The following is a 12,757-nucleotide window of genomic DNA, read 5'->3' on the forward strand; positions in this document are numbered from 1 at the left end:
GATCGTCAGTCAGACCTTACTTAGCCCAACAACTCGCGCAACACTTGGGTGAATGCCCGGCTGCTGTCTTCTTCTCCGGCATGATGGCCGTTGCGGATCACCCATTGACCGTTGACCAGTACGTCCCGCACCTGGCGATCGCCACCGGCGAATAGCCAGCGGTTGAGTATCGCGTCGCCATTTGCCGTTGCCAGATATGGATCGTTGCCGTCGAGTACCAGCCAGTCGGCGCGCTTGCCGACTTCCAGAGCGCCGATCGACTGCCCCAATGCCTGGGCCCCGCCGTCCAGTGCGGCGTCATACAAGGTGCGGCCGACCATTGGCTGATCGCCGCGATACAAGCGATTACGCCTTTGATCGCGCAGACGCTGACCGTATTCCAGCCAGCGCAGTTCTTCCACCACACTGAGCGACACATGGCTGTCGGAGCCAATGCCCATCCGTCCGCCCTGGGCGAGGAAGTCCACCGCCGGAAAAATCCCGTCACCAAGGTTGGCTTCAGTGGTCAGGCAGAGGCCGGCGATGGCCTTGCTCCTGGCCATCAACGCGACTTCTTCAGGATTGGCGTGGGTCGCATGGACCAGGCACCAGCGCTGATCGACCTCGGTATTTTCGTAGAGCCATTGCAGCGGACGGCTACCGCTCCAGCTCAGGCAGTCGTCGACTTCCTTTTGCTGCTCGGCGATGTGGATATGTACCGGGCACTGTTTATCGCTGGCCGCCAGTACTTCGCTGATCTGCTGTGGCGTCACTGCGCGCAGCGAGTGGAAGCACAAGCCCAATTGTTGCGCCGGTTGTTGTGCCAGCAGCGGCTGCAGACGCGCCTGTAAATTCAGATAGTTTTCGGTGCTGTTGATAAAGCGCCGCTGGCCTTCATTGGGCGCCTGGCCACCGAAACCGGAATGGCTGTAAAGCACTGGCAGCAGGGTCAGGCCGATTCCGGCAGCGCTGGCGGCCTGGCTGATCTGCAATGACAACTCGGCCGGGTCGGCATAGGGCTGGCCATTGGTGTCGTGATGCACATAATGGAATTCGGCGACTGAGGTGTAGCCAGCCTTGAGCATTTCGATGTAAAGCTGACGGGCGATGATCCCGAGTTGTTCCGGACTGATTTTTCCGACGAGGCGATACATCAGGTCGCGCCAGGTCCAGAAGCTGTCGTTCGGATTGCCGGCGACTTCCGCCAGTCCGGCCATCGCCCGCTGGAACGCGTGGGAGTGCAGATTCGGCATCCCCGGCAGCAGCGGACCGCTTGATATTTCGGCGCCATCTGCACTGGCATCGGCCTGGATGTGGGTCAGTACGCCATCGGCGTTGACCTCAAGACGTACATTGTTGGCCCATCCACTAGGCAGCAGTGCGCGTTCGGCAAAGAAAGCGGACATGGTTCAGCACCCCATCGTGTGTTATTTGTATATACATATACAGACGTTTGCCTGCCCGGTAAACTCCGGCAAGCTATCAACCTTTATTAACGAACAAGGATTTCCCGTGCCGACTCCGCCTGCCGTCTCCCCGCTGGCTGCCCATATGGGCGACAGTCCGGCGCCCTTGTACGCCCGCGTCAAACAGATGATCACTCAGCAAATCGAGAGTGGGAACTGGCCGCCGCACTATCGCGTTCCGTCGGAAAGCGAGCTGGTCAGCCAGTTGGGCTTCAGTCGTATGACCATCAATCGCGCCTTGCGCGAGATGACCGCCGACGGTCTGCTGGTGCGTATGCAGGGTGTCGGTACGTTCGTCGCCGAACCGAAGAGCCAGTCGGCTCTGTTCGAAGTGCATAACATTGCCGACGAAATCGCCTCCCGTGGCCATCGCCACACATGCAAAGTGATCACCCTCGAAGAAGAGGCTGCCGGCTCCGAGCGCGCTTTGGCGCTGGATATGCGTGAAGGCCAGAAGGTCTTCCACTCGCTGATCGTGCATTTCGAGAACGATATTCCCGTGCAAATCGAGGACCGTTTCGTCAACGCGCTGGTGGCGCCGGAATACCTCAAGCAAGACTTCACCTTGCAAACGCCTTACGCCTACCTGAATCAGGTTGCCCCATTGACCGAAGGCGAACACGTGGTCGAAGCGATTCTTGCCGAGCCTTCCGAATGCAAATTGCTGCAGATCGAAAAAGGTGAGCCGTGCCTGCTGATTCGCCGTCGGACTTGGTCCGGGCGTCAGCCAGTGACGGCCGCTCGTCTGATCCACCCCGGTTCCCGTCATCGTCTGGAAGGGCGGTTTCATAAATAAAGAGCCATAAACAAGAGGCATAAATGAGTCAGTTGAACGTTTTGCGTGCCGCCGATTATCCGCGCATGCCCTGGAAAAACGGCGGCGGCAGCACCGAGGAAATCACCCGTGATGCGGGCACCGGCCTGGACGGTTTCGGCTGGCGCCTGTCGATTGCCGATATCGGTGAGTCGGGCGGCTTCTCCACCTTTGCCGGTTATGAGCGGGTCATCACCGTGCTGCAGGGTGATGGCATGACCTTGACGGTCGATGGCCAGAAAACGCGGCCACTGTTACCGCTGGACCCGTTTGCGTTCAGCGGCGAAAGCCAGGTTTCCTGCACGCTGCTTGGCGGTGCGATTCGCGACTTCAATCTGATTTATGCGGCGAATCGTTACCAGGCGCGGTTGCAGTGGGTCAGTGGTGAGCAGCGGTTCTTCAGCTCGACCGCAGCGCTACTGGTGTTCAGCGTGGCCGATGCACTCCAGGTGCAGATCGATGGCAGTGCGGTCCATGTATTGGGTCGTCATGATTGCCTGCAACTGAACGGTAACACCGGGCTGCTGGATGTTTCCGTCTGCGGCCAGTGCTGTGTGATCGAACTGACAGCGCTCTGATTCAACCGTCTTAAAAGGATCGCAACGTGCGGCCGCTCTGAGAGCTGTCGTCAGTTGCGATTTTTTGCTTTCTGGCTTCCGGTAACCCGTTTCCCTACGCGCACCAATTTGTTACCGAACGCCCCAGCGTGGCGCAAAACCGCGCTCAGGTAACAGATCTCACGCTTCGAAAAAATCCTCCCCAAAAAAATCTCCAGCCGCCAAACCCTTGCCCCAAGGGCTTTTCAGCCAGATCCAAAACTTTATTGAATGTCCATCCAGCAAGTTGGCCGCTTGATTGCATATGCTTGTATGTACAAGTAAAGACGTATGTGTATGAGTCGCGGAGACTCGACCATCGTCCACTGATTCGCCGGTGTGCACCGTTTGCACATTGGCTTGCTCGCCCACTGCCTGGGTTAGTTTGGATTGATCGCTGAGGAGTTTTTTTCGTGACCGAGAATAAGCCTACTAAATACCGTGACGTCGAAATCCGCGCTGCTCGCGGCAACAAGTTGACCGCCAAGAGCTGGTTGACCGAAGCGCCGCTGCGGATGCTGATGAACAACCTCGACCCGGAAGTGGCCGAGAACCCCAAGGAATTGGTGGTTTACGGTGGTATCGGTCGTGCGGCACGTAACTGGGAGTGCTACGACAAGATCGTCGAAAGCCTGACCAATCTGAATGACGACGAAACCCTGCTGGTGCAATCCGGCAAGCCGGTCGGCGTATTCAAGACCCACAGCAACGCCCCGCGCGTGCTGATCGCCAACTCCAACCTGGTGCCGCACTGGGCGAACTGGGAACACTTCAACGAACTGGACGCCAAAGGCCTGGCCATGTACGGCCAGATGACTGCCGGCAGCTGGATCTACATCGGCAGCCAGGGCATCGTTCAGGGCACCTACGAAACCTTCGTCGAAGCCGGTCGCCAACACTACAACGACAACCTCACCGGTCGTTGGGTCCTGACTGCCGGTCTGGGCGGCATGGGCGGCGCTCAACCGCTGGCCGCGACCCTGGCCGGCGCGTGCTCGCTGAACATCGAATGCCAACAAGTGAGCATCGATTTCCGTTTGAACAGCCGTTACGTCGACGAGCAAGCCACCGACCTCGACGACGCGCTGGCCCGCATCGCCAAATACACCAGGGAAGGCAAGGCGATTTCCATCGCCCTGCTCGGCAACGCGGCTGAAATTCTGCCGGAACTGGTCAAGCGCGGCGTGCGCCCGGACATGGTCACCGACCAGACCAGCGCCCACGATCCGCTCAACGGCTACCTGCCAGCCGGCTGGACCTGGGACGAATACCGCGCTCGCGCCAAGACCGAGCCGGCTGCCGTGGTCAAAGCCGCCAAGCAATCCATGGCCGTGCACGTCAAAGCGATGCTCGACTTCCAGAAAATGGGCATTCCGACCTTCGACTACGGCAACAACATCCGTCAGATGGCGCAAGAAGAAGGCGTCGAGAACGCCTTCGACTTCCCGGGCTTCGTACCGGCCTATATCCGTCCGCTGTTCTGCCGTGGCATCGGCCCGTTCCGTTGGGCGGCACTGTCGGGCAACGCTGAAGACATCTACAAAACCGACGCCAAGGTCAAAGAGCTGATCCCGGACGACGCCCACCTGCACAACTGGCTGGACATGGCGCGCGAGCGCATCAGCTTCCAGGGTCTGCCGGCACGTATCTGCTGGGTGGGTCTGGGTCTGCGCGCCAAGCTCGGTCTGGCGTTCAACGAAATGGTGCGCAGCGGCGAGCTGTCGGCACCGATCGTGATCGGCCGCGACCACCTGGACTCCGGTTCGGTGTCGAGCCCGAACCGCGAAACCGAATCGATGCAGGATGGCTCCGACGCCGTGTCCGACTGGCCACTGCTCAACGCCCTGCTGAACACCGCGAGCGGCGCGACCTGGGTGTCCCTGCACCACGGCGGCGGCGTCGGCATGGGCTTCTCCCAGCACTCGGGCATGGTGATTGTCTGCGACGGTACGGACGAAGCGGCCGAGCGTATCGCTCGCGTGCTGCACAACGACCCGGCCACCGGCGTCATGCGTCACGCCGATGCCGGTTACCAGATCGCTATCGACTGTGCCAACGAGCAGGGCCTGAACCTGCCGATGATCACCGGCTGAGAAACTGACCCAACGCAAACCCTGTAGGAGCTGAGCTTGCTCGCGATGAACGATGACGCGGTTTGTCAGGTACACCGTCATCGCGAGCAAGCTCGGCTCCTACAGGGGTCGAGTGAATTACTGGAACAATCCATAGAGGTTGAACAATGGCTGTTAATGACGATCGTGCAAGCAGTAAACCGTTGATCGAAAAGCGTTCGATCGACTACATCCCGGAAGCGGAAAGACACGGTCGTCTGTTCAGTCAATTCACCTTGTGGCTGGGTGCCAACCTGCAAATCACCGCGATTGTTACCGGTGCATTGGCGGTGGTGCTCGGTGGGGATGTGTTCTGGTCGTTGATTGGTTTGCTGGTCGGGCAGTTGCTCGGCGGTGGCGTCATGGCGTTGCATGCGGCCCAAGGCCCGCAGTTGGGGTTGCCGCAGATGATTTCCAGCCGCGTGCAGTTTGGCGTGTATGGTGCGGTGATTCCGTTGGTGCTGGTGTGCCTGATGTACATCGGGTTTTCCGCCAGCGGTTCGCTGCTCGCGGGGCAGGCGATTGCCCAGTTGCTGAATGTCGATGACTGGATCGGGATCGTGACCTTTGCCGGTCTGATCGTGGTCCTGACCATCTTCGGCTATCGGGTCATTCACGGGATTGGCCGGGTGGCCAGTGTGCTGGGTGTGATCGCGTTCGCTTACCTGTTCTACAAACTGCTTGCCGGCAACGATATCGGCGCGCTGTTGGGTAACAAGCATTTCTCCCTGAGCAGTTTCCTGCTGGCGATTTCGCTGTCGGCGTCCTGGCAGATTGCTTTTGGTCCGTACGTCGCGGACTACTCGCGCTACCTGCCGCGCACGACCTCGGCGTCGAAGACGTTCTGGGCGGTGGGCCTGGGTTCGATGATCGGCGCGCAGACCTCGATGGTCTTCGGGGTGTTCGCGGCGGCATTGGCCGGTTCGCAGTTCGCCCATCACGAAGTGTCGTTCATCGTCAGCCTCGGCGGTACCGGCATCGTCGCGGCCTTGCTGTACTTTGCCGTGGCCTTTGGCAAGGTGACCGTCACCACGTTGAACGCCTATGGCAGCTTCATGTCGATTGCCACCATCATCAGTGGCTTTCGCGGCAGCCGGAAGATTTCCAGCACGGTTCGCCTGCTGTACATCTTCGCCATGGTCGTGATCGCTACCTTGCTGGCAGTGCTCGGCAAGGACTCGTTCCTCAAGGAATTCTCCGCGTTCATCCTGTTTCTGCTGGCATTCTTCACGCCGTGGAGCGCGATCAACCTGGTGGACTTCTACTGTATTACCAAAGAGCGTTATGACATCCCTGCACTGTCCAATCCCGACGGTCGCTACGGGCGCTGGAACATCATGGGGATCACCATTTATGTGTTCGGTGTGCTGATTCAGATGCCGTTCATTTCCACGCATTTCTACACCGGTCCATTGGTCGCGAGCCTCGGTGATACCGATATCTCCTGGATCATTGGTCTGGTGGTACCTGCAGGGATGTATTACCTGGCGGCCAAGAAGTGGCATGGCGCAGTACCTGACCGTTTGATCCTGCCGGTAGAGCAGGGCGCGGTAACAGCACACAAGCTGAGTGGGGCAGGCCGCGCTACTGCGGTTTAGACCTTGATTGGACGTGGACAGGGCTGGATGCCTTTTGACTGCCGTAATCCATTTCATGTTTAGGAGCGTCACACAATGAAAATGAATAAGACTCTGCTGACCACTATGCTTTCATTGGGTGTACTCGCCAGTGCTGGCGCCACTCAGGCAGCCAGTTGGTGCGAATCCGGCAAGCCGGTGAAATTCGCCGGGTTGAACTGGGAAAGCGCCATGCTGCTCACTGACGTGCTGCAGGTCGTGCTGGAAAAAGGTTACGACTGCAAAACCGACAGCCTGCCGGGCAACTCCATCACCATGGAGAATGCCCTGAGCAGCAACGACATCCAGGTTTTCGCCGAGGAGTGGGTTGGCCGCAGCGAAGTCTGGAACAAGGCCGAGAAGGCCGGCAAAGTCGTTGGTGTCGGTGCGCCAGTGGTTGGTGCGATCGAGGGTTGGTACGTGCCGCGCTACGTGGTTGAAGGTGACGCCAAGCGTAAACTGGAAGCCAAGGCCCCGGGCCTGAAAAACATTGCTGATCTGGGCAAGTATTCCGCCGTGTTCAAAGACCCGGAAGAGCCAGGCAAGGGCCGTTTCTACAACTGCCCGGCCGGTTGGACCTGTGAGCTGGACAACAGCGAAATGCTGAAAAGCTACGGCCTGGAAAGCAGCTACACCAACTTCCGCCCAGGCACCGGCCCGGCACTGGATGCTGCGGTGCTGTCGAGCTACAAGCGTGGCGAGCCGATCCTGTTCTACTACTGGTCGCCAACGCCGCTGATGGGCCAGGTTGACCTGGTCAAACTGGACGAAAAACCAGGTGTGGATAAAAGCGTGAGCATCAAGGTCGGCCTGTCCAGGACCTTCCACGACGAAGCCCCGGAACTGGTCGCCGTGCTGGAAAAGGTCAACCTGCCAATCGACCTGCTGAACCAGAACCTCGGGCGCATGACCAAAGAGCGGATCGAATCGCCAAAACTGGCCAAGATCTTCTTGAAGGAACATCCTGAAGTCTGGCACGCATGGGTGAGCGAAGACGCAGCCAGGAAAATCGACGCGGCCTTGTAGGTTGAGCCTATCCGACTGCCCTAAAGGGCAGTCGCAAGCTTGATCGCAACCCCTTGATTGAGAGTCTCTTATGTTTCCCGAAAGCTTTACCTTTTCCATCGCCGACTGGGTCAACGGTTGGGTCGATTCGCTGGTCACCAACTACGGTGATGTGTTCCGGCACATCTCCGACACCCTGCTCTGGGCCATCGTCAACCTCGAAGGCCTGCTGCGTGCGGCGCCGTGGTGGTTGATGCTGGCGATCGTGGCGGGCGTTGCCTGGCACGCGACCCGTAAAGTGGTAACCACCGCGGTCATCGTTGGCTTGCTGTTCCTGGTGGGCGCTGTCGGCCTTTGGGACAAGCTGATGCAAACCCTGGCGCTGATGCTGGTGGCAACGGTTATCTCGGTGTTGATTGGCGTTCCGTTGGGCATTCTGTCGGCGCGCAGCAACCGTCTGCGTTCGGTGTTGATGCCGATGCTGGACATCATGCAGACAATGCCGAGCTTCGTGTACCTGATCCCGGTGCTGATGCTCTTCGGTCTGGGCAAGGTTCCGGCGATTTTCGCCACGGTGATCTACGCCGCACCACCGCTGATTCGTCTGACCGATCTGGGTATCCGTCAGGTCGACGGCGAAGTGATGGAAGCGATCAACGCCTTCGGCGCCAACCGCTGGCAGCAACTGTTTGGTGTGCAACTGCCGTTGGCCCTGCCGAGCATCATGGCCGGGATCAACCAGACCACCATGATGGCCCTGTCGATGGTAGTGATTGCCTCGATGATCGGTGCCCGTGGCCTGGGTGAAGATGTATTGGTGGGTATCCAGACCCTCAACGTCGGACGCGGCCTGGAAGCCGGCCTGGCGATCGTGATTCTCGCAGTGGTCATCGACCGCATTACTCAGGCCTACGGTCGGCCACGGCATGAGGTGAGCAAATGAGTAGCGCAGCCATCAGCAAGATCGAAGTCAAAAACGTCTTCAAGATTTTCGGTAATCGTTCGGCCGACGCGCTGAACATGATTCGCCAGAACAAGACCAAGGACCAGGTGCTGGCAGAAACCGGCTGCGTGGTCGGGGTCAACAACCTGTCGCTGAGCATCGGCACCGGCGAGATCTTCGTGATCATGGGCCTGTCCGGCTCCGGTAAATCGACCTTGGTGCGGCACTTCAATCGCCTGATCGATCCCACCAGCGGCGCGATCCTGGTGGACGGCGTGGACATTCTGCAATACGACATGGAAGCCCTGCGCGAATTCCGTCGGCACAAGATCAGCATGGTGTTCCAGAGCTTCGGTCTGCTGCCGCACAAGAGCGTGCTGGATAACGTCGCCTACGGCCTGAAAGTACGCGGTGAAACCAAGCAAGTGTGTGCCGAGCGCGCGCTGCACTGGATCAACACCGTGGGCCTCAAGGGCTACGAAAACAAATACCCGCATCAGCTGTCCGGCGGTATGCGTCAGCGTGTGGGCCTGGCCCGCGCCCTGGCGGCGGACACCGACATCATCCTGATGGATGAAGCCTTCAGTGCACTCGATCCGCTGATTCGCGCCGAAATGCAGGACCAGTTGCTCGAGCTGCAAAAGACTTTGCACAAGACCATCGTGTTCATCACCCACGACCTCGACGAAGCCGTGCGCATCGGCAACCGCATTGCGATCCTCAAGGATGGCCGGTTGATCCAGGTCGGCACGCCGAAAGAGATCCTGCACTCTCCAGCGGATGAATACGTCGATCGTTTCGTTCAGCGACGGGCAGCGGTGGTTTAAGAGATTTGCAGTGAGTTTGTTGGCCTCATCGCGAGCAAGCTCGCGATAGCGTCGCAAAGGCTGCACAAAAATTCAGGTTTGTACGGTGAGGTTGAAGATGTCCCAGGCTGAAAAAATCGTTATCGCCGACGCCCCTTTGCGTTGGCAGGATGTGGTTGCGGTCGCACGTGGTGGCGCGGTGCTTGAGTTGTCGGCTGGCACCTGGGCGCGGATCGAGAACGCTCAAGCCATCGTCCAGCGCATCGTCGTCAGCGGCGAGCGTGCCTATGGCGTCAATACCGGCCTGGGTGCGCTGTGCAACGTATCCTTGCAAGGCGAACAACTGAGCCAGCTGTCGCGCAATACCCTGCTCAGTCATGCCTGCGGCGTCGGTGCGCCTCTGGCCGACGAACAGACCCGGGCGATCATGTGCGCGGCGATCATCAACTACAGCCATGGCAAATCCGGCGTGCATCGGCAAGTGGTCGAAGCGCTGCTGGCTTTGCTCAACCGCGGTATCACCCCGCAAGTGCCGTCCCAGGGTTCGGTGGGCTACCTGACCCATATGGCCCACATCGGCATCGCCCTGCTGGGTGTCGGCCAGGTCAGCTATCGCGGGCAGATCGTTTCCGCGCAGCAGGCCCTGGCCGAAGAAGCTCTGAAACCTGTGCAACTGGGTGCCAAGGACGGTCTGTGCCTGGTCAACGGTACGCCGTGCATGACCGGCCTGAGCTGCCTGGCGATTGCCGACGCCACCCGCCTGGTGCAGTGGGCCGATGTGATCGGCGCCATGAGCTTTGAGGCCCAGCGCGGGCAGATCGCCGCGTTCGACGCCGAAATCATCGCCCTCAAGCCGCACCCGGGCATGCAGCAGGTCGGTATCAACCTGCGCAGCCTGCTCGATGGCAGTCAAGTGATTGCCGGCAGCAAGGGCATTCGCACCCAGGACGCATTGAGCATCCGCTCGATTCCGCAGGTGCACGGCGCGGCGCGGGATCAGTTGGACCACGCCACCCGTCAGGTCGAAATCGAACTCAATTCCGTCACCGATAACCCGATGCTGCTGGGCACTGCGGACAACTTCCGGGTGATGTCCCAGGCCAACCCGCACGGCCAGTCGGTGGCTTTGGCTGCTGACCTGCTGGCGATTGCCATGGCGGAAATCGGCTCGATTGCCGAGCGTCGCCTCGACCGTTTGATCAACCCGCACGTGAGTGGTTTGCCGGCATTCCTGGTGGCTAACCCCGGCGTGAACTCCGGGATGATGATCGTCCAGTACGTTGCGGCTTCCCTGTGCGCAGAAAATCGCCAGTTGGCGCAACCGGCAGTACTCGACAACTACGTCACCTCGGGCCTGCAGGAAGACCATCTGAGCATGGGCACCAACGCAGCACTGAAGCTGCATCGGGCGCTGGAAAACTGCACGCAGATTCTCGCTATCGAATATCTGCTGGCCGCCCAGGCCTTCGAATTTCTCAAGGAGCAACGCTTCGGTGCCGGCACTGACGTCGCGTGGAGACTGTTGCGTGAGCGCGTTCCGGCCTATGACCAGGACCGCTGGCTGGCGCCGGATATCGCCAGCGCCGCAAGCGTTTTGAAAGACCCGATGTTGCTGCAAACCGCTTTACCGAACCTGCACTGAAACCGATTTCCACAAAAGCCAGCGTGCCAAGGCGCCACCCCCTCAAAAAGTGGGCAGCGACGGACAACGGAATCATCCGGAGCGACTGGCTAGTTAATAAAACTCTCAAAAGGAGCATAAATATGACTGCGCTAAACCTTATTCCAGGTCAACTGACCCTTGCCCAACTGCGTGCTGTCTATCAGCAGCCAGTAACCATCAGCCTTGACGAAAGCGCCTCGGCACAGATCGAAGCCAGCGTCGCCTGCGTGGAACAAATCCTCGCCGAAAACCGCACCGCCTACGGCATCAACACCGGTTTCGGTCTGCTGGCTTCAACCCGCATCGCCAGCGAAGACCTGGAAAACCTCCAGCGCTCGCTGGTGCTGTCTCACGCTGCCGGTGTGGGCGAGCCTATCAGCGACGCGCTGGTGCGACTGATCATGGTCCTCAAGGTCAACAGCCTGAGCCGTGGTTTCTCCGGGATCCGTCGCAAGGTGATCGATGCGCTGATCGCACTGATCAACGCCGAGGTGTACCCGCATATTCCTCTCAAAGGTTCGGTCGGTGCTTCCGGCGACCTGGCGCCACTGGCCCATATGTCGTTGGTGCTGCTGGGCGAAGGCAAGGCGCGCTACAAAGGTGAATGGCTGGACGCTGTGAGCGCCTTGAAGCAAGCCGGTCTGCAACCGCTGACTTTGGCAGCCAAAGAAGGTCTGGCGCTGCTCAACGGTACCCAGGTGTCCACCGCCTACGCACTGCGTGGCCTGTTCGAAGGCGAAGATCTGTTTGCTGCGGCAGTGGCTTGTGGCGGCTTGAGCGTCGAAGCAGTGCTGGGCTCGCGCTCACCGTTCGACGCACGGATTCACGACGCTCGCGGTCAACGCGGTCAAATCGACGCGGCTGCCGCTTATCGCGATCTGCTGGGTGAGCGCAGCGAAGTCTCCGACTCCCACCAGAACTGCGAAAAAGTTCAGGACCCGTACTCCCTGCGCTGTCAGCCACAAGTCATGGGCGCCTGCCTGACCCAGTTCCGTCAGGCTGCCGAAGTGCTGAGCATCGAATCCAACGCAGTGTCGGATAACCCGTTGGTGTTCGCTGCTGAAGGCGACGTGATTTCCGGTGGTAACTTCCACGCTGAGCCAGTGGCCATGGCCGCTGACAACATAGCGCTGGCTATCGCTGAAATCGGCTCGCTGAGCGAACGCCGCATCTCGCTGATGATGGACAAGCACATGTCGCAATTGCCGCCGTTCCTGGTGGCCAACGGCGGGGTCAACTCCGGCTTCATGATCGCTCAGGTGACTGCTGCGGCATTGGCCAGCGAAAACAAAGCACTGGCGCACCCGCACTCGGTCGACAGCCTGCCGACTTCGGCCAACCAGGAAGACCACGTTTCCATGGCGCCTGCCGCCGGTAAACGTCTCTGGGAAATGGCCGAGAACACCCGTGGCGTCCTCGCTGTGGAATGGCTCGCCGCTTGCCAGGGCCTGGACTTGCGCGACGGTCTGAAGACGTCGAGCAAACTCGAAGAAGCCCGTGGCATCCTGCGCAGCAAAGTACCGTTCTACGAGAAAGACCGTTTCTTCGCTCCGGACATCAACGCTGCGAGCGAGTTGTTGGCGAGCCGTTGCCTGAACGAGCTGGTGTTGGCGAAATTGCTGCCTAGCCTCTGATGGTGCTGATCGTTCCCACGCTCTGCGTGGGAATGCAGCCTGTGACGCTCTGCGTCACAAGAGCGGACGCAGAGCGTCCAATGAGGCATTCCCACGCAGGAGCGTGGGAACGATCTTTTCCGAC

10 protein-coding genes are annotated in these 12,757 nt (G+C 59.6%); 9 read left to right on the plus strand and 1 reads right to left on the minus strand.

Annotation, left to right across the window (positions count from 1 at the left end; genetic code table 11):
- Nucleotides 1-20: 20 nt before the first annotated feature.
- Nucleotides 21-1,385, minus strand: coding sequence for a formimidoylglutamate deiminase (locus AC07O1_RS00925; protein ID WP_495087654.1), 1,365 nt, complete (start codon nt 1,383-1,385; stop codon nt 21-23).
- Nucleotides 1,386-1,530: 145 nt separating this feature from the next.
- Between AC07O1_RS00925 and hutC the strand changes: the two genes are divergently transcribed.
- The 9 genes from hutC to hutH all read left to right on the plus strand — a co-directional run bounded on the left by hutC (nt 1,531) and on the right by hutH (nt 12,633).
- On the plus strand, nt 1,531-2,241 hold the full coding sequence (hutC, locus tag AC07O1_RS00930) for a histidine utilization transcriptional repressor HutC (protein ID WP_494994483.1): 711 nt from the start codon (nt 1,531-1,533) through the stop codon (nt 2,239-2,241).
- 23 nt (nt 2,242-2,264) lie between these two features.
- Entirely contained in the window at nt 2,265-2,837 is a 573-nt protein-coding gene (locus tag AC07O1_RS00935; RefSeq protein ID WP_495087655.1) for a HutD/Ves family protein, read from the plus strand.
- A gap of 431 nt (nt 2,838-3,268) precedes the next feature.
- Nucleotides 3,269-4,948: a urocanate hydratase gene (gene hutU, locus AC07O1_RS00940; protein WP_495087656.1), complete on the plus strand. Its 1,680-nt coding sequence runs from the start codon at nt 3,269-3,271 to the stop codon at nt 4,946-4,948.
- A 146-nt stretch (nt 4,949-5,094) separates the two neighbouring features.
- A complete protein-coding gene (locus tag AC07O1_RS00945) occupies nt 5,095-6,564 on the plus strand; it encodes a purine-cytosine permease family protein (protein ID WP_494994328.1) in 1,470 nt (489 codons plus the stop codon).
- A 75-nt stretch (nt 6,565-6,639) separates the two neighbouring features.
- Nucleotides 6,640-7,608 (plus strand): ABC transporter substrate-binding protein, encoded by a 969-nt coding sequence (locus AC07O1_RS00950; protein WP_494994327.1) that lies wholly within the window; start codon nt 6,640-6,642, stop codon nt 7,606-7,608.
- A 70-nt stretch (nt 7,609-7,678) separates the two neighbouring features.
- Complete coding sequence (locus AC07O1_RS00955) at nt 7,679-8,530, plus strand: ABC transporter permease (RefSeq protein WP_495087657.1); 852 nt, start codon at nt 7,679-7,681, stop codon at nt 8,528-8,530.
- Nucleotides 8,527-9,357: a quaternary amine ABC transporter ATP-binding protein gene (locus AC07O1_RS00960; RefSeq protein ID WP_495087658.1), complete on the plus strand. Its 831-nt coding sequence runs from the start codon at nt 8,527-8,529 to the stop codon at nt 9,355-9,357. The genes AC07O1_RS00955 and AC07O1_RS00960 overlap by 4 nt, the downstream gene beginning before the upstream one ends.
- 97 nt (nt 9,358-9,454) lie before the next feature.
- Nucleotides 9,455-10,978: an HAL/PAL/TAL family ammonia-lyase gene (locus tag AC07O1_RS00965; RefSeq protein ID WP_495087659.1), complete on the plus strand. Its 1,524-nt coding sequence runs from the start codon at nt 9,455-9,457 to the stop codon at nt 10,976-10,978.
- Nucleotides 10,979-11,100: 122 nt separating this feature from the next.
- Nucleotides 11,101-12,633, plus strand: a complete 1,533-nt coding sequence (gene hutH / locus AC07O1_RS00970) for a histidine ammonia-lyase (RefSeq protein ID WP_495087660.1) — start codon at nt 11,101-11,103, stop codon at nt 12,631-12,633.
- The last annotated feature ends 124 nt before the right edge of the window (nt 12,634-12,757 follow it).

The organism is Pseudomonas sp. GW821-FHT07G10 (genome assembly GCF_059418545.1).

Coding starts and splice junctions, on each gene's coding strand:
- AC07O1_RS00925 (WP_495087654.1), bottom strand. CDS start 1,385: ATGTCCGCTTTCTTTGCCGAACGCGCACTGCTGCCTAGTGGATGGGCC.
- hutC (WP_494994483.1), top strand. CDS start 1,531: ATGGGCGACAGTCCGGCGCCCTTGTACGCCCGCGTCAAACAGATGATC.
- AC07O1_RS00935 (WP_495087655.1), top strand. CDS start 2,265: ATGAGTCAGTTGAACGTTTTGCGTGCCGCCGATTATCCGCGCATGCCC.
- AC07O1_RS00945 (WP_494994328.1), top strand. CDS start 5,095: ATGGCTGTTAATGACGATCGTGCAAGCAGTAAACCGTTGATCGAAAAG.
- AC07O1_RS00950 (WP_494994327.1), top strand. CDS start 6,640: ATGAAAATGAATAAGACTCTGCTGACCACTATGCTTTCATTGGGTGTA.
- AC07O1_RS00955 (WP_495087657.1), top strand. CDS start 7,679: ATGTTTCCCGAAAGCTTTACCTTTTCCATCGCCGACTGGGTCAACGGT.
- AC07O1_RS00960 (WP_495087658.1), top strand. CDS start 8,527: ATGAGTAGCGCAGCCATCAGCAAGATCGAAGTCAAAAACGTCTTCAAG.
- AC07O1_RS00965 (WP_495087659.1), top strand. CDS start 9,455: ATGTCCCAGGCTGAAAAAATCGTTATCGCCGACGCCCCTTTGCGTTGG.
- hutH (WP_495087660.1), top strand. CDS start 11,101: ATGACTGCGCTAAACCTTATTCCAGGTCAACTGACCCTTGCCCAACTG.